Annotated in this window: 14 protein-coding genes and 1 other annotated feature; of the genes, 6 read left to right on the top strand and 8 right to left on the bottom strand. The window is 54.7% G+C overall.

Annotated features, from left to right (window positions below; all coding sequences use genetic code 11):
* The first annotated feature begins 6 nt into the window (after positions 1 to 6).
* Both IP582_RS05595 and ybaK read left to right on the top strand, forming a co-directional pair.
* Positions 7 to 807 carry a TraB/GumN family protein gene (locus IP582_RS05595; RefSeq protein ID WP_193795321.1) on the top strand — a complete coding sequence of 267 codons (801 nt, stop codon included), beginning with the start codon at positions 7 to 9 and terminating at the stop codon, positions 805 to 807.
* Positions 808 to 993: 186 nt separating this feature from the next.
* Complete coding sequence (ybaK, locus tag IP582_RS05590) at positions 994 to 1473, top strand: Cys-tRNA(Pro)/Cys-tRNA(Cys) deacylase YbaK (protein WP_090082487.1); 480 nt, start codon at positions 994 to 996, stop codon at positions 1471 to 1473.
* Between the two features lie 81 nt (positions 1474 to 1554).
* On the opposite strand, the gene ushA is transcribed toward ybaK, so the two are convergent.
* Positions 1555 to 3207, bottom strand: coding sequence for a bifunctional UDP-sugar hydrolase/5'-nucleotidase UshA (gene ushA, locus IP582_RS05585; protein ID WP_193795320.1), 1653 nt, complete (start codon positions 3205 to 3207; stop codon positions 1555 to 1557).
* A 168-nt stretch (positions 3208 to 3375) separates the two neighbouring features.
* On the opposite strand from ushA, the gene IP582_RS05580 reads away from it, so the two are divergent.
* The 3 genes from IP582_RS05580 to IP582_RS05570 all read left to right on the top strand — a co-directional run bounded on the left by IP582_RS05580 (position 3376) and on the right by IP582_RS05570 (position 6869).
* Positions 3376 to 4596, top strand: a complete 1221-nt coding sequence (locus tag IP582_RS05580) for an MFS transporter (RefSeq protein ID WP_193795319.1) — start codon at positions 3376 to 3378, stop codon at positions 4594 to 4596.
* A gap of 232 nt (positions 4597 to 4828) precedes the next feature.
* Complete coding sequence (ybaL, locus tag IP582_RS05575; RefSeq protein WP_193795318.1) at positions 4829 to 6505, top strand: YbaL family putative K(+) efflux transporter; 1677 nt, start codon at positions 4829 to 4831, stop codon at positions 6503 to 6505.
* A 139-nt stretch (positions 6506 to 6644) separates the two neighbouring features.
* Positions 6645 to 6869, top strand: coding sequence for a hypothetical protein (locus tag IP582_RS05570; protein WP_193795317.1), 225 nt, complete (start codon positions 6645 to 6647; stop codon positions 6867 to 6869).
* 156 nt (positions 6870 to 7025) lie between these two features.
* Here IP582_RS05570 and IP582_RS05565 read toward each other — a convergent pair whose 3' ends face one another.
* On the bottom strand, positions 7026 to 8330 hold the full coding sequence (locus IP582_RS05565; protein WP_041852681.1) for an inosine/guanosine kinase: 1305 nt from the start codon (positions 8328 to 8330) through the stop codon (positions 7026 to 7028).
* Positions 8331 to 8488: 158 nt separating this feature from the next.
* Between IP582_RS05565 and aes the strand changes: the two genes are divergently transcribed.
* Positions 8489 to 9454, top strand: coding sequence for an acetyl esterase (gene aes, locus IP582_RS05560; protein ID WP_193795316.1), 966 nt, complete (start codon positions 8489 to 8491; stop codon positions 9452 to 9454).
* Here the strand turns inward: aes and hemH are convergent.
* The 6 genes from hemH to dnaX form a co-directional block, all read right to left on the bottom strand.
* Entirely contained in the window at positions 9451 to 10413 is a 963-nt protein-coding gene (gene hemH, locus IP582_RS05555; protein ID WP_193795315.1) for a ferrochelatase, read from the bottom strand. The two genes, aes and hemH, sit on opposite strands and share 4 nt — an antisense overlap.
* A gap of 112 nt (positions 10414 to 10525) precedes the next feature.
* Complete coding sequence (gene adk, locus IP582_RS05550; protein WP_041852454.1) at positions 10526 to 11170, bottom strand: adenylate kinase; 645 nt, start codon at positions 11168 to 11170, stop codon at positions 10526 to 10528.
* A gap of 227 nt (positions 11171 to 11397) precedes the next feature.
* Complete coding sequence (htpG, locus tag IP582_RS05545) at positions 11398 to 13272, bottom strand: molecular chaperone HtpG (RefSeq protein WP_041852455.1); 1875 nt, start codon at positions 13270 to 13272, stop codon at positions 11398 to 11400.
* Positions 13273 to 13418: 146 nt separating this feature from the next.
* Positions 13419 to 14024, bottom strand: a complete 606-nt coding sequence (gene recR, locus IP582_RS05540; RefSeq protein WP_193795314.1) for a recombination mediator RecR — start codon at positions 14022 to 14024, stop codon at positions 13419 to 13421.
* Positions 14024 to 14356 (bottom strand): YbaB/EbfC family nucleoid-associated protein, encoded by a 333-nt coding sequence (locus IP582_RS05535; protein ID WP_041852682.1) that lies wholly within the window; start codon positions 14354 to 14356, stop codon positions 14024 to 14026. The genes recR and IP582_RS05535 overlap by 1 nt, the downstream gene beginning before the upstream one ends.
* A 53-nt stretch (positions 14357 to 14409) precedes the next feature.
* Positions 14410 to 16350, bottom strand: a complete 1941-nt coding sequence (gene dnaX / locus IP582_RS05530) for a DNA polymerase III subunit gamma/tau (protein WP_193795313.1) — start codon at positions 16348 to 16350, stop codon at positions 14410 to 14412.
* Positions 15013 to 15077: a sequence feature (DnaX frameshifting element), on the bottom strand. (Overlaps the previous gene by 65 nt.)
* Positions 16351 to 16502 lie beyond the last annotated feature (152 nt).

Here is a 16502-nt window from a genome sequence, read left to right as displayed (position 1 = left end):
GCGCGTATGGGCCTGTTTGACTGGTTAAAAAGCTTTTTTCGCACGCGCCGTTACCCATGGCCCGCGGTGGATATTACGCTGTCGGGCAATCGCCATCTGCATCTGATTGGCAGCATCCATATGGGTACCCAGGGGATGTCTCCCCTGCCCGCCCAACTGCTGCAAAAACTGCGCAAAGCCGATGCGCTGATTGTCGAAGCCGATGTCGCCAGCAGCGGTTCACCCTTTGCCGATATCCCCGATAGCCCGCCCCTGGCCGAACGCCTGAGCCCTGCTCTTCTCACCCAGTTGAGAGAAACCATCGAAGGTCTTGATCTGTCGCAGGATGAGTTTGATACACGTCCCGCCTGGCATATTGCACTGGTGTTACAGGCCATGCAGGCACAGCGGCTGGGCCTTCGCCCCGACTACGGCATCGATTATCAGTTGCTACAGGCGGCGCGTCAGTTCTCAACGCCGGTGATTGAACTGGAAGGGACGGACAACCAGGTCGCAATTTTGCGTCAACTGGCGGATGGCGGTCTTGAACTGTTACAGGATACGCTGACCCACTGGCGTGAAAATGCGCGGCTGCTGCAGGTGATGATGAGCTGGTGGCTGGACTCGCCCCCCACCAGTGAGCCGCTGTCGCTACCGTCGACGTTCAGTCAGTCGCTGCATGACGTGCTGATGCATCAGCGTAACCGCGCCTGGTGTGAAAGGCTGCTGGCGTTACCGCCGGGACGTTATGTGGTCGCCGCAGGTGCGCTGCATCTGTATGGTGAAGGGAATTTGCCGTCGCTGTTAGCGCAAAAAAATGGCCAATAAGATTATTGGCCCGTCAAAGAGGAATTTCAGTTTTTATAGTTATACCGAAGCTCGTGCTTCGGACTAGCGGATTGTCGCTCAAACTTTTCGTCACTGCCAATACTATTGCGCAAGATAGTACTATTTTTGCGTGATAAATCGGGCGTAAGCTGGCTGCGTGAAATTACTGTGGTTTGAAGGATTGCTATGACTCCCGCCGTTAAGTTATTAGAAAAAAACAAGGTTCCTTTCCAGATACACACCTATGACCACGATCCGAACGAGACAAACTTTGGAGACGAGGTGGTCCGCAAGCTCGGTCTGAATGCCGATCAGGTGTACAAAACGCTGCTGGTTGCGGTCAATGGCGATATGAAGCATTTGGCCGTTGCAGTGACGCCGGTTGCCGGGCAACTGGATCTGAAAAAGGTCGCGAAAGCATTGGGCGCGAAGAAAGTGGATATGGCCGACCCGATGGTGGCACAGCGCACAACCGGTTATCTGGTGGGTGGTATCAGCCCACTGGGGCAAAAGAAACGTTTGCCCACGCTGATTGACGCCCCTTCACAGACATTCGCCACTATTTTTGTCTCCGGCGGCAAACGCGGGCTGGATATTGAACTGGCGGCGAGCGATCTGGCAAAAATGCTGGACGCGAAGTTTGCCGATATCGCCCGCCGGGATTAACCGCTCAGCGCAGGTTTTCCCCTCACCCTGGCCCTCTCCCCAAAGAGGAGAGGGGACAGGACAAGAGGATCTACTTGAGTGTTACTGCCAGCTCACCTCACCCTTCGGCTCGTAAGCATTCGCATCCAGCGGCGAGTTCTGCTCAATAAATTGCTTAAGCACCTCGGCATCAATAAAGCCGGTATTGACATAACCCGGTTTATTATCAATGCGCGGATAACCGTCACCACCGGTAGCGTTAAAGCTTAACGTTGCCAGACGGTAGGTTTTCGCCGGGTCGATAGCCTCACCTTTAATTTTCAGGTCGCTCAGTACGCCGTTCTTCGCCACGAACCCGACATTGGCAAACTGCGGATAAGCACCGGAGTCCGGCTTCATTTTCGCCACCGCAGTGAGATAGTCCGTCAGTTCTTTACCGCTCATGTCCGCATAGACCAGGGTGTTGCCAAAAGGCTGTACTTTCAGCACATCTTTATAGGTAATAGCACCCTCTTCAATGGAATCACGCACACCGCCGCCGCTCATTACTGCCAGGTCGGCGTTGGTACGCGCCATCTGCCCGGCCAGAATCAGACGCGCCAGATTGGTCTGTACAAAGCGGACTTTACTGCGGTCGCCTTCGAGGTGGCCGTTGGTATTGCCGATTTTAACCTCGAGCTGCGCTTTACCTTTATTCTGGAACGGCGTCAGCAGGGAGAGCATTTGCTGGTTTTCCTGAATCTCCGGGGTAAAGAGTACGCGCTCACTTTTGCCGTTATCGTAGGTGACTTTCTTCTTGAGGTTCACCGGAATCAGTTGATAATTCACCAACTTCATTTCGCCATTACGAAACTCAAAGTCCGCACGTCCTACATACTTGCCCCATTCGTGGGCCTGAACAATCCAGATACCATTTTGCTTATCCGGCGCACAGGGCGTACCCGGTACGTAATTCACCTGCTTTTTGTTTTCCGACGCCATGCACACCGGGTCTTGTGAGTGACCACCCACAATCATCGCCAGCGACCCGGCAGGCAGACTGCGCGCCATTTCCACATCGCCCGGCGCATTGGAACCGTGCTCACCATTGTCATAGTGCCCCATGTGGGTGGTGGCAAGGATCACATCCGGCTTCTGGGTTTGTTGCAGCTCTTCAATCACCAGCTTTGCTTCGTCCGCCGGTTTGCGGAACTCGATATCGGTAAAATACTCGGGATTACCGATTTTTGCCGTGTCATCGGTGGTTAAACCGATCACGGCGATTTTCAGCCCTTGCCTGTCAAAAATCATCCACGGTTTAAAAAGACGCTCACCGGTGCTTTTCTGATAGATATTGGCGGAAAGGAACGGGAATTTGGCCCACTTTTCCTGCTGGCGCAGCACGCTCATCGGGTTATCAAACTCGTGATTGCCCACCGCCATTGCGTCGTAGCCAATAAGATTCATGCCGCGAAAGTCAGGTTCTGCGTCCTGCAGATCGGATTCCGGCACGCCGGTATTGATGTCGCCGCCAGAGAGCAACAGGACGCTGCCACCTTCAGCCGCCACCTCTTTGCGGATCCCGTCCACCAGTGTTTTTTGTGCTGAGAGGCCGTACTCGCCATAATCGTTGCGCCAGAAGTGACCGTGATGATCGTTGGTATGGAGGATGGTTATCTTATAGGTTTTGTCCTGCTCATAAGCCTGAGCCGAACCACTTGCCAGACTAAAGGCGGCCAGCAGCGCCAGCACCATGCTCTTTTTTAACAATTTCATGCTTCTCTCCCTGATCCATTAACAAACGCAAAAGTACTGTGCTCTGAAAGAATAGACAAATAAGTTTTCAGAATTGCGACTTCCTTCAAACCTTATCCGCAGGTATGTTAGCCAGATAACTATTTCAGTTCTGACAATTCTTACATCGCTCAACCTGACAGAGTATTTATGGCAATCAGTGAAACTCCTCAGCCACTGCCCCCGTCTTCCGGGGCAGTCCCTAAGGCGCGCACCGCCTTTGGCATCCTTGGTGCGATTAGCGTTTCCCATCTGCTTAACGACATGATCCAGTCGCTGATTCTGGCGATTTACCCGCTGCTACAAAATGAGTTTTCTCTCTCATTTTTACAGATTGGGATGATAACCCTGACTTTTCAGCTTTCGTCATCATTGCTACAGCCGGTTGTCGGTTACTGGACGGATAAGCATCCGATGCCCTGGTCGCTCCCTGTCGGCATGTGCTTTACCCTCAGCGGCCTGGTTCTGCTGGCGCTGTCAGGCAGTTTTGAAACGGTGCTGATTGCCGCCGCACTTGTGGGCACGGGATCGTCGGTGTTCCATCCGGAATCCTCTCGCGTGGCGCGTATGGCCTCTGGCGGACGCCACGGGCTGGCACAATCTATCTTTCAGGTAGGCGGGAATTTCGGTAGCTCGCTTGGCCCTCTGCTGGCGGCCATTATCATTGCCCCTTACGGCAAAGGTAACGTCGCCTGGTTCGTGCTCGCGGCGCTGCTGGCTATCGTGGTACTGGCGCAGGTGAGCCGCTGGTATGCCGCGCAGCACCGGGTCAACAAAGGGAAAAAAGCGGCGACGATAATCAATCCACTACCGCGCAATAAAGTGGTTCTGGCAGTGTGCATCCTGTTAGTGCTGATTTTCTCGAAATACTTCTATATGGCGAGCATCAGCAGCTATTTCACCTTTTATCTGATGCATAAGTTCGATTTATCCGTCCAGAATGCGCAGATTCACCTGTTTATCTTCTTGTTCGCCGTTGCGGCGGGCACGGTGATTGGCGGGCCTGTCGGCGATAAGATCGGGCGAAAATATGTGATTTGGGGCTCTATCCTTGGCGTTGCGCCTTTTACCCTGCTTTTACCCTACGCAACCTTGTTCTGGACGGGTGTATTGACGGTGATCATTGGTTTTGTGCTGGCATCCGCGTTTTCCGCCATCCTGGTGTACGCTCAGGAGCTGCTTCCAGGGCGTATCGGTATGGTTTCCGGGCTGTTTTTTGGTTTTGCCTTCGGTATGGGTGGGCTTGGAGCGGCAGTACTTGGGGTCGTTGCCGACCATACCAGTATCGATCTGGTCTATAAAATCTGTGCTTACCTGCCCTTATTGGGGATATTGACCATATTCCTGCCCGATAATCGCCATAAAGCGTGATTTCCCTCCGGCCAAAGCCTGGCTTTGGCCTCATACTTCTCAGGCAAACATGCACTTACAACGGGATCTCTGCTCTCTATGGCCGGGTTGCCGTTTAATTTCGCCCAACGTGCCATTTTATTCAGAATTCAACAATTATTCATGAACACGATGCTTAAAATTGTCATAAACTGTAACCTGGGTTTTGGTTAATAAACCAAAATGGATCCACGCATCAACGAAAGGAGACGGAATGCATCACGCCACACCGCTTATCACCACCATTGTCGGCGGGCTTGTTCTCGCTTTTATCCTCGGCATGCTTGCCAATAAACTTCGAATTTCTCCTCTGGTGGGTTATCTGTTAGCGGGTGTGCTGGCCGGACCTTTTACGCCAGGTTTTGTCGCCGATACCAAGCTGGCGCCGGAACTGGCGGAGCTGGGCGTGATCCTGCTGATGTTTGGCGTGGGGCTGCATTTCTCTTTAAAGGATCTGATGGCGGTAAAGTCCATCGCCATTCCCGGAGCGATAGCGCAAATTGCCGTCGCCACGCTCCTGGGTATGGCGCTCTCCGCAACATTAGGCTGGTCGCTGATGACCGGCATAGTGTTTGGGCTGTGTCTTTCCACCGCCAGTACCGTGGTGCTGCTACGTGCGCTTGAAGAACGACAGTTAATTGATAGCCAGCGCGGACAAATCGCCATCGGCTGGCTGATTGTCGAAGACCTGGTGATGGTCCTGACGCTGGTTCTGTTACCCGCCGTTGCCGGAATGGTGGAAAAAGGCAATGTGGGGCTGGCGGCGCTCGCCGTCGATATGGGAATAACCATCGGTAAAGTGGTCGCCTTTATCGCCATTATGATGCTGGTGGGCCGCCGCCTGGTGCCGTGGATTATGGCGCGCAGCGCGGCAACGGGTTCTCGCGAACTTTTTACCCTTTCGGTTCTGGCACTGGCGCTCGGTATCGCTTTCGGGGCTGTCGAGCTTTTTGATGTCTCCTTCGCGCTGGGTGCATTTTTCGCCGGGATGGTATTGAATGAATCCGAACTGAGCCACCGCGCCGCACACGATACCCTGCCGCTGCGTGATGCCTTCGCAGTGCTCTTCTTTGTTTCCGTGGGCATGCTGTTCGACCCCATGGTACTGATTAATCAACCACTGGCGGTGCTGGCCACGCTGGCAATTATCATTTTCGGTAAATCGGTTGCCGCTTTTTTCCTTGTTCGCCTGTTCGGTCACTCGCCGCGTACGGCCCTGACTATCGCCGCCAGTCTGGCGCAAATTGGTGAATTTGCTTTTATCCTCGCCGGGCTGGGTATGGCGCTGGATTTACTGCCGCAGGCAGGGCAAAACCTGGTGCTGGCAGGGGCAATCCTCTCCATTATGCTGAACCCGGTGCTGTTCACGCTGCTGGAAAAATACCTCGATAAAACCGAAACGCTGGAAGAGCAAACCCTCGAAGAAGCCATTGAGGACGAGAAGCAGATCCCGGTGGATATTTGCAATCACGCGCTACTGGTGGGTTTTGGTCGTGTCGGCAGCCTGTTAGGCGAGAAGCTGATGGCTCAGGGGATCCCGCTGGTGGTCATTGAGACATCGCGCACCCGCGTGGATGAACTGCGCGAGCGTGGCATTCGTGCCGTGCTGGGGAATGCAGCCAACGAGGAGATCATGAATCTCGCGCATCTGGATTGCGCCCGCTGGTTGCTGCTGACGATTCCGAACGGCTATGAAGCGGGCGAGATTGTCGCAACGGCGCGCGAGAAGTGTCCGAACATTGAGATTATCGCCCGCGCCCATTATGACGACGAGGTGGAATACATTGTCGAACGTGGCGCAAACCAGGTGGTGATGGGCGAGCGAGAGATTGCGAACACCATGCTGACGTTGATTGAGAAGCCCCCCGTTGTTGAAGCGATGACCGGGTAAAGGCCTGGCCGCCTGATGCCCTCACCCCGCCCTCTCCCCGTGGGGTGAGGAATCCCCAGTAATCTTACGTTTTACAGCGATAACGCCGCGTAATAAGAATAAAACAGTGACAGCGATGACAGGGTCCGGCTGAAAATCGATGAGGCGTTGGCGGCTGACCGGGGCCGCCCGCAGGGAAGCGGGCGGAGGGGATAGCCTGCAAGGACGCAGGCTGGTCCCCGACCCGAAAGTCAGACGACATAAGCATCATGGACCGCGCCAGCGGCGATTTTCCTGGCCGGGAGCCCGGGTCGCCAGGGTGGTGGCGGTGAGCCACCCTGGCACGTTCACGGGTTCTGTCGCGACGGAAAAGCAAGGAACATAAGGTGAACGGAATGACCATCAGAGCCGCATTTTCCCCCTCACCCTGGCCCTCTCCCACGGGGAGAGGGCGAAAACCGTAGCCCGCACGCACCTCCGAATGGTAACCCGGACAAGCGCCAGCGCCATCCGGGAAGCCATTAAAAGGCTTCGCACAGAACTACCGTGACCAGTACGACTCTTCCAGGCTGTCTTCACGCTCCGGCAGCCCGCGGGACAAACGCGGCGCATGCTGGTTCAATACCTGATAGCTCACACGGTTGGCATATTTACAGACCTGCGCCAGCGACGAGTAAGTCAGCCAGGTAAACTGGTGCTTGCTGGAATTTGGCACATTGATACGGTGGTAATTGTTGGCGGTGATATCATGCAACAATGCCGCCAGCGCGCCATCTCCCGCCCCGTTGGTATTCATGATTTTTTCCGGGCCGCCCATGTACGGGGCAATATGCGAGTAAATGCGCAGCGGCTGCTGGCAATCTTTATGGCGCATCGCGCGGCTAAATTCGTATTGATTAAACTCAGCAATCGCCCCGGGCAATAAAGGATGCTGCGTCTTGCGTTTCGCTTCATCTTCGGTAAAGCCGGCCATATACAGCCCCACCGGACCTGCGGTGCAAAGCACCAGATCGACCCAATCCAGCGCCTTATCCGAGGCCAGCAGCGGATCGCTTTCTCCGGTCAACGCCTGCGCCTCTTCTTCATTCATCGCCAGAATGGAGACGTGCTCTTTCAGGAAGTTTTGCCACCACTGAGGGTTATCAGCAATCACATATTTCGTGCCGAGCGTCAGCACCACCGGCACGTTATGCTTTTTGGCGTAAGCCACGGCCTGCATGGTAGCTTCCGGCATCGGTTCACCCGGATTACACCGCACCAGGTAAGAGGTCAGTACCAGGGCGGAGGCACCGGCGATGACCGATTCAGGAATACTTTCCGGACGCAATTGATTCATATGACCGGGGCTAATAGCGAACGTACGCTCGCCCGACTCGCTGATCAGGGTAAAACAGCGGCCTATTGCACCGTCTACGCCTTGCAGATAGTTCAGGTCGGTACGGCTTGAGGTATTGCACAGGTAACGATAGGCGTAGCTGCCAATCTCAATATTGCTGCACATCACCCCCAGTAAGACCGAACGGTCATCCGCCAGTACCGAGTAGTTGTGCATGGTATTGCCAATGGTGCCGCCCGCAAACTGGTGGGTAATCAGGTTTTCGCGCACCAGTTCCTGATATAGCGCCTCGGCCACATCGTCTGCAATGACCAGAGAGTGACCCGCGCTCAGACCGTAACGGGCGATAAACGCGTCATCCACTTTCGCTTCGATATCCACCAGCGTCTGGTCAATACCCACCACCCAGGAGGCGCTGACTTCATTCTCTGGCTGAATTTGCTGCAATAACGGATCGCGGGCGTTAACGGGAAAATAGTGTTTGGATTTACGTTTACCGGGAAATTTCATGGTCATCGTTACGGGTGAGGATTGGGCGAAGAATGGTAGCACATTCCCCGCGCCTGGCGATCGGCATTACACCGTATACATGTTCAATATCGGCTACGCAGATCCCGGTTCAGGTCACCTTGCCCCTTACAATGAAGGATTATTTACCGGAGGACACCATGGATAAAGGGAATAAAATACGCGTCCTTGAGCGTATCTCTGCTGAAATGCAGCAAGTATTACACTTTCAACAGGAAAACCCACAGCCCGAACCAGACGGCAATGATTATCCCACCCAGCGCCGGGCCTATAACGAAGAACGGCGCTACTGGAACGCCGGAGGGCCAGACATACCGACTACAGACGTTGACGTACCCACGCGCTATGGCACCGTTCGTACGCGCATTTACGCTTCGCCAAAACCAGAGAGTCAGGCGACGCTCTTTTATCTTCACGGTGGGGGTTTTGTGCTGGGAAACCTCGACACGCACGATCGTATCATGCGACTGCTGGCGCACTATACACAGTGTACGGTGGTCGGGATCGATTACACGCTTTCACCTGAGGCGCGATTTCCACAAGCCATAGAGGAAGCCGTTGCGGTATGCCAGTTTTATGCGCAACACGCTCACACCTTTAACCTGAATATGCAGCGTTTCGGTCTCGCAGGAGACTCTGCTGGCGCCATGCTGGCGATGGCAGCCGCATTGTGGATACGTGATCACAACATTGACTGCGGGCAAATGACAGCGCTGCTGCTCTATTACGGCCTCTATGGTTTACAGGATTCACGTAGCCGCCGGCTCTATGGCGGCACCTGGGATGGTTTAACCCGGAAAGATTTGCAAAGTTACGATCAGGCTTATCTGCGCGATGAACAGGATCGCGAATCACCTTACTACTGCATCTTTAACAACGACCTGACGCAGGCTGTCCCTCCCTGTTTTATCGCCAGTGCCGAATATGATCCCTTAATAGATGACAGCAAAACCCTCTACGCGATCATTCGGGAACATAACGCGCATTGTCATTATCAAATGTATCCGGGAACGCTGCACGCGTTTCTGCATTACTCACGAATGATGGAGACCGCAGATCGTGCGCTACGCGATGGCGCACGATTTTTCTGCGAAAACAACCGTTAGCGATATTTCTCCGTGAGAATGACCATCATCTCGATATGATCCGGGGAATCATTAAGTGCAGGAATATATTCATATTTCTCGCCGCCCGCTTCGAGGAAAAACTCACGGTTCTGCACGGCGATCTCTTCGAGTGTCTCAAGGCAATCGGCGGCAAAACCCGGGCTCATAACCTGAATATGTTTTACGCCCTTCTCACCGAGCATTTTCATGGTCTCATCGGTGTAGGGCGTTAGCCAGGGCTCGCGACCAAAGCGCGACTGGAAGGTCATCATCACTTTTTCTGGCGGCAGTTCCAGGGCTGAAACCAGCTCACGTGTGGTATCCCGGCAGCGCTGCGGGTAATCGTCACCTTGATCCGCATAACGTTGCGGAATGCCGTGATAAGAGAGCAGCAGCAAGTCGGGTTCGCCATGGCGAGCAAATGAGGCACGCACGCTATTTGCCAGCGCGTTGATATAAGCGGGATCATCCGCATAGTCGCGAATAAACGAGATACCAGGAATATGGCGTTTTGGGGCAAGGATACGCGCGAGTTCGTCCCATACCGCCGCCACCGTTGAACAGGAGTATTGCGGATAGAGTGGCAGCACGACGATATGTTCAACGCCTTGTGACTGTAGTTCCTCCACCGCGCTCGCCAGTGACGGCGAACCGTAACTCATGCCCAGCGCAACGGGAACATCAGGGAGACGGGCTGCCAGCGCGGCCTGCTGTCTGCGGCTGTAGACCATCAGCGGCGAGCCCTCTTCCATCCACACGGATTGATAGAGCTTTGCGACGCGCGGAGAGCGAATAGGCAGAATGACGCCACGCAGCAAAGGCCACCACAATAAACGGGACGTATCGACGACGCGCTGGTCGCTTAAGAATTGCCGCAGATAGCGCTTAACGGCCTCGGGAGTGGGTGCTTCGGGGGTACCAAGATTGGCCAGCAGAATACCTGCTTTCGTCTGACTCATTCGCGCCTCTTAACCATTGAACTGGCTAATGATTGTAACTGAAAAGCGCGTAAACGAAACCAATCACAGCGATTGGAAGATTATCCCCGGCGAACACCGGGGATAGAGGCGATTAGCCGAGGATTTTTTCCAGCTCTGCGCGCACGTCAGCCACGGCTTTGGTGCCGTCAACTTTCGCGTATTTGGTGTTACCCGCCTGCGCTTCTTTGGAGTAGTAACCGATCAACGGCGCAGTCATCTGATGGTATTCCACCAGACGCTTACGGACGGTTTCTTCCTGGTCATCTTTACGGGTGGTCAGCTCTTCGCCGGTCACGTCGTCTTTGCCTTCCACTTTCGGCGGATTGAATTTAACGTGGTAAACACGGCCAGAAGCGGCGTGTACGCGACGACCTACGATACGGTCAACGATCAGCTCGTCCGGTACGTCAAACTCCAGGACGTAATCGACTTTGATACCGGCTTCTTTCATTGCATCAGCCTGCGGGATGGTGCGTGGGAAGCCATCAAGCAGGAAACCATTGCGGCAGTCTTCCTGTGCAATACGCTCTTTCACCAGGGCGATAACCAGTTCGTCAGTCACCAGTTTACCGGCATCCATGATGTCTTTTGCTTGCTTGCCCAGTTCGCTGCCAGATTTCACAGCGGCGCGGAGCATATCGCCCGTGGAGATTTGCGGAATACCGTATTTCTCCATAATGAACTGTGCCTGAGTTCCTTTACCCGCGCCTGGAGCGCCAAGCAGAATAATACGCATTGCGGAAATCCCCTCAAATGTCGATTCAATTTTTCAAAAAAGCGCTAAACGATACCACCAGAATGAGTATGGCTCAAGGAAGGCTACGGGGCTGAAACGGTTAGTGGGAAAGAATGTTTAAAAAATGCGGCAATCCTCCCCACGCCAGCCCTCTTCCGGGGGAACGAAGGAGAAAAAAGTGCGCGGTGCCATATCCTCTCCCCTGCGGGGAGAGGATAGCGGTGAATTTACGACATTAACAAGGTATTCAAACGCTTAATAAACAGGTTGGGATCTTCCAGCGTGCCGCGTTCCGCGAACAGCGCCTGATCCAACAGCAGTTCGACCCATTCGCCAAACTTCGTCTCGTCCTGAGTATCGGCGGTGCGTTTCACCAGCGGATGATCCGGGTTCAGTTCAAAGATGTACTTCACTTCCGGCACGCTCTGGCCCGCAGCGGCAAACAATTTCGCCATCTGCGTGCTCATTTCGTCGTTATCGGTGGTGACAATCGCCGGGGTATCGGTCAGACGATGCGTCAGACGGACCTCTTTCACGCGGTCGCCCAGCAGGGTTTTGACGCGCTCAACAAACGGCTCCAGCGCTTTCTCTGCTTCTTTGGTGGTTTCGTCCACTTCATCAGCCAGTTTATCCAGCGACTCGTCAGCTTTAGAGACCGACTGGAACGGCTTACCGCTGAACTCGGTCAAATAGCTCATCATCCACTCGTCGATACGATCGGAGAGCAGCAGAACTTCGATACCTTTCTTACGCAGCAGTTCCAGATGCGGGCTGCTCTTCGCCGCCGCGTAGCTGTCGGCAGTGATAAAGTAGATTTTCTCCTGCCCTTCTTTCATGCGCGAGAGGTAATCCTCCAGCGATACGGTCTGTTCGGAAGAGTCCGTGTGGGTAGAAGCAAAACGCAGCAGTTTGGCAATCGCTTCCTGGTTGGCATTGTCTTCTGCCGGGCCTTCTTTCAGCGCCAGGCCAAACTGTTTCCAGAAGCTCTGGTATTTTTCCGCGTCATCTTTGGCCAGCTTATCGAGCATCTGCAGGGCACGTTTGGTCAGCGCATTACGCAGATTACGGGTAACGGTGCTGTCCTGCAGAATTTCGCGGGAAACGTTCAGCGGCAGATCGTTGGAATCTATCAGGCCGCGCACGAAGCGCAGGTAGTTCGGCATAAACTGTTCGGCGTCGTCCATGATAAAGACGCGCTGTACGTACAGTTTCAGGCCATGCTTATGGTCGCGGTTCCACATATCCCATGGCGCCTGCGAAGGGATAAACAGCAGGCTGGTATACTCTTGCTTGCCTTCCACGCGGTTATGGCTCCAGGCCAGCGGGTCGGTAAAGTCATGAGCGATATGTTTGTAGAACTCTTTATATTCGTCGTCGCTGATTTCCGACTTACTGCGGGTCCACAGCGCCTGTGCTTTGTTGATTTTTTCCCAGGAGACCACGGTTTCGCCGTCGACCTCTTCCTGCTTCTCAATTTCCACCGGCAGCGCAATATGATCGGAATATTTGCTGATGATCGAGCGCACACGCCAGTCGTTCAGGAAGTCATCTTCGCCTTCGCGCAGATGCAGCGTGATTTCAGTACCACGCTCCGGTTTATTGATGTCGGCAACGGTATATTCACCTTCGCCAGCAGATTCCCAGAACACGCCATTATCAGCACTTTCGCCCGCAGCACGGGTGCGCACGGTGACTTTATCGGCAACGATGAACGCAGAGTAGAAGCCCACCCCGAATTGACCAATCAACTGGCTGTCTTTCGCCTGATCGGAGCCCATCGATTCCAGAAATGCTTTGGTGCCAGACTTGGCAATCGTACCGAGGTTCTCAATGACCTCGTCGCGGCTCATCCCGATACCGTTATCGGCAATGGTCAGTGTGCGGTTGTCTTTATTAAACGAGACGCGCACACGCAGTTCGCCATCGCCTTCGTACAGATCCGGTTTGGACAACGCGCGAAAACGCAGTTTATCCGCCGCATCCGAGGCGTTGGAGATAAGCTCACGCAGGAAGATTTCTTTATTGGAATACAGGGAATGGATCATCAGGTGCAGAAGCTGTTTTACTTCTGACTGGAAACCGCGGGTTTCTTGTCCTTTCATGTAAGTCGACCTCAACAATGCCATTAAAAAGTAATAGCCGCCATTCTTCGCGCCGCGAATGTACAGGCTATTGAAATGATGAGGCTGAGATGGGGGTTGAGAAGGATTTTTTCAAGCGGAGGCCACGTGTCGCAGCCTCCGTTTGGTCAGAATTTAATCTTGTGGCGACCCGCAAGCGAATGGGACAGCGTGGTACCGTCAACCATTTCCAGCTCACCGCCAACGGGAACGCCGTGAGCAATACGACTGGCTTCCACCCCATATTGCGCGCAAAGCTCGGCAATATAGTTGGCGGTTGCCTCACCTTCTACCGTCGGGTTGGTGGCGAGAATCACCTCTTGCATCGATTCCGCCTGCAGACGCTGCTCCAGTCGATCGAGGCCAATATCGTCCGGTCCGATACCATCGAGCGGCGACAGGTGGCCCATCAACACGAAATAGCGTCCGGAAAACTGGCCGGTCTGCTCAATGGCGTAGATATCCGCAGGACTCTCCACCACACAGATTTGACCATTTTCCTGACGGCGCGGATTGCTGCAAATATTGCAGATCTCCTGCTCGGTAAAGGTGCGGCAATCGGCGCAATGGCCGATTTCCGACATGGCGCGGGTCAATGCCTGCGCCAGGCGCATTCCACCGCTGCGGTCACGTTGCAATAGCGTAAACGCCATGCGCTGCGCCGATTTCGGGCCAACGCCCGGCAGGCAGCGCAACGCTTCCATAAGCTGCGTTAACAGCGGACTGGTCTGCATCAGAACGGCATCTTGAAGCCCGGCGGCAGTTGCATACCGGAGGAAACAGAAGCCATTTTCTCTTTCTGGGTTTCTTCAATGCGGCGCGCAGCATCGTTGAACGCCGCGGCCACCAGATCTTCCAGCATGTCTTTATCGTCTTCCAGCAGGCTCGGATCGATCTCTACGCGGCGGCAGTTATGCGCACCGTTAATAGTCACTTTCACCAGGCCAGCACCAGACTCACCGGTCACTTCCAGCTTTGCGATTTCTTCCTGCATCTGCTGCATTTTTTCTTGCATCTGCTGGGCCTGTTTCATCAGGTTACCCAGACCGCCTTTTCCACCAAACATAGGCTCTTCTCTCAGTAAGTCATAGTTAAGGTTGACAGCAAGCCAGCTTACCATCAAATGGGACGAATACTCTCTTCATCCAGATCCGCATCGAAGAAGCGTTGCAGTGTCTGAATGTTGTTATCCGTAATAATCGCCTCGCGCGCCTGCGCAAGTTTCTCTTCATATATGGCCTGACGCCATTCCAGTGGCGTGCGCACCGCCGGATTATCATCTTCAATGATAGTCAATTCAACCGTGACGCCATGTAATGCCGAAAGCGCGTCCGCCAGCGTTTTTTGCGCAGACGGCGAATTCAGGTGCCGCTGAGCAGAACGTAAATGCAGGCAAATTCGGCTCTCATCCTGCTCTTTCCAGGCGTTGAGCGCCACCTGTTCAACCAGTTTTGGCAGGGTGAGTCGGCTGATTTCCGCCGCCCAGGCATCACGCTCAAGCGACTCTTCGGCCAGTTTCTTCGACAACTCCGGCGTTTTTTCGTGCTCAAGCGCTTTTTTTAGCGCCTTCGGCGTGGCTACCGTCTCTTTCACCTCTTCGGCGACGGTTGTCGCTTTCCAGCGGTAGGCCTCTTTTTTTACCGCAGCCTCGTCATGCGCAGAAGGCGCCGGGCGCGACTGCACGCGCTCGGTGACTGACGCCAGTCTCTCCAGCGCGCTATTGTTCACCGGCCGCGCGCGGGCTGCGGCTGCCGGTTCACTCTTTTTTGTTTTGTCCGCTCCCTGAGCGCGCTGCAATTGGCGACGGGCCGCCAGCACCTGGCTGGTGGCATCGGGCAGAGCGACATCATGTTGCGGCTGCTGTTGCGGCTGCGATGGCGCCGCCTGTACCGGAACCTGCGCCGAATTCAACACCGCAGCAGGCGCGGCTGGCGCGAAAGAAGCCTGGGGCGCATCCGGCACCGTTAAAGGCTCACGCGGATGAAACGCCAGCGCACGCAGCAGGGTCATCTCCATACCCATGCGTCTGTCCGGCGCATACGGCATCTCTTTGCGGCCAATGAGCAGCGTCTGATAATAGAGCTGCACATCGCCCGGTGGCACTATGCGCGCCAGTTCCCGCATGCGTTGTTCAATGGGTGCCATATCGCTGCCGAGCGCCGCCGGGCTGAGCTGAACCATGGCGATGCGGTGCATCAGCGTTTGCATCTCCACCAGCAGGGCTTCCCATTCTACACCACGGGAGGCAGCCTCATTTACCAGCGCCATCGTCCGTTCGCCGTCGGCAGCCACAAGCGCTTCAATCAGCGCCAGCGCCTGGTCGTCATTGAGCGTCCCGAGCATCGTGCTGACAACTTGCGCACTCAGTTGCCCATCACCGCTGGCAATTGCCTGATCGGTAAGGCTCAGCGCATCACGCAGGCTGCCGTCTGCGGCGCGGGCCAGCAACTGGAGCGCACGCAGTTCGTGGGGAATACTTTCGGCATCAAGAATGTGTTCAAGCTGCTGACGGATTTGATCAACGTCCAGCGCTTTAAGATGAAACTGCAGACAACGCGACAGAATCGTCACCGGCAATTTTTGCGGATCGGTCGTCGCCAGCAAGAATTTGACGTGCTCAGGCGGCTCTTCAAGCGTCTTCAACAGCGCGTTAAAGCTGTGGCGCGAGAGCATGTGCACTTCGTCAATAAGGTAGACCTTGAAACGGCCACGCGCGGGGGCGTACTGCACGTTATCCAGCAGGTCACGGGTATCTTCGACCTTGGTGCGGGATGCCGCATCAATTTCGATTAAGTCAACAAAGCGCCCCTGTTCGATTTCCCGACAGCTGTCGCACACGCCGCAAGGCGTCGCCGTGACACCTGTTTCGCAATTCAGCCCTTTTGCCAGCAGTCGGGCAATAGAGGTTTTACCGACGCCACGCGTACCGGAAAACAGGTAGGCATGATGGATGCGTCCTGAGGATAAGCCGTTCGCCAGTGCGGTCAGCACATGCTCCTGGCCGACGACGTCAGCAAAAGTTTGGGGTCGCCATTTACGGGCTAAGACCTGATAACTCATTGGCAGGCTCTGAAACGCTGGAGGTGGATTAATAGGGGGGAATGCTATCACAACCTCACTTAATCAGCGAGGTTGTCTCTTAGTGACGGACAGCGCACTGTAACCGGAACGTACACGGAGTACGTGAGGATTACGAGCACTGCCCGGCGCTA

This window comes from Citrobacter sp. BDA59-3 (assembly GCF_015167655.1).
In the GTDB taxonomy this organism is placed as follows: Bacteria; Pseudomonadota; Gammaproteobacteria; order Enterobacterales; family Enterobacteriaceae; genus Phytobacter; species Phytobacter diazotrophicus.
Note: the sequence above shows the minus strand (reverse complement) of the source record. Positions and strands in the feature narration are given on the sequence as shown.

Excerpts from the sequence above, each read along its gene's own strand:
- aes (WP_193795316.1), top strand. The coding sequence starts at position 8,489 with ATGGATAAAGGGAATAAAATACGCGTCCTTGAGCGTATCTCTGCTGAA.
- IP582_RS05595 (WP_193795321.1), top strand. The coding sequence starts at position 7 with ATGGGCCTGTTTGACTGGTTAAAAAGCTTTTTTCGCACGCGCCGTTAC.
- IP582_RS05570 (WP_193795317.1), top strand. The coding sequence starts at position 6,645 with ATGAGGCGTTGGCGGCTGACCGGGGCCGCCCGCAGGGAAGCGGGCGGA.
- recR (WP_193795314.1), bottom strand. The coding sequence starts at position 14,024 with ATGCAGACCAGTCCGCTGTTAACGCAGCTTATGGAAGCGTTGCGCTGC.
- hemH (WP_193795315.1), bottom strand. The coding sequence starts at position 10,413 with ATGAGTCAGACGAAAGCAGGTATTCTGCTGGCCAATCTTGGTACCCCC.
- ushA (WP_193795320.1), bottom strand. The coding sequence starts at position 3,207 with ATGAAATTGTTAAAAAAGAGCATGGTGCTGGCGCTGCTGGCCGCCTTT.
- IP582_RS05580 (WP_193795319.1), top strand. The coding sequence starts at position 3,376 with ATGGCAATCAGTGAAACTCCTCAGCCACTGCCCCCGTCTTCCGGGGCA.
- ybaL (WP_193795318.1), top strand. The coding sequence starts at position 4,829 with ATGCATCACGCCACACCGCTTATCACCACCATTGTCGGCGGGCTTGTT.
- ybaK (WP_090082487.1), top strand. The coding sequence starts at position 994 with ATGACTCCCGCCGTTAAGTTATTAGAAAAAAACAAGGTTCCTTTCCAG.
- htpG (WP_041852455.1), bottom strand. The coding sequence starts at position 13,272 with ATGAAAGGACAAGAAACCCGCGGTTTCCAGTCAGAAGTAAAACAGCTT.
- IP582_RS05535 (WP_041852682.1), bottom strand. The coding sequence starts at position 14,356 with ATGTTTGGTGGAAAAGGCGGTCTGGGTAACCTGATGAAACAGGCCCAG.
- dnaX (WP_193795313.1), bottom strand. The coding sequence starts at position 16,350 with ATGAGTTATCAGGTCTTAGCCCGTAAATGGCGACCCCAAACTTTTGCT.
- IP582_RS05565 (WP_041852681.1), bottom strand. The coding sequence starts at position 8,330 with ATGAAATTTCCCGGTAAACGTAAATCCAAACACTATTTTCCCGTTAAC.
- adk (WP_041852454.1), bottom strand. The coding sequence starts at position 11,170 with ATGCGTATTATTCTGCTTGGCGCTCCAGGCGCGGGTAAAGGAACTCAG.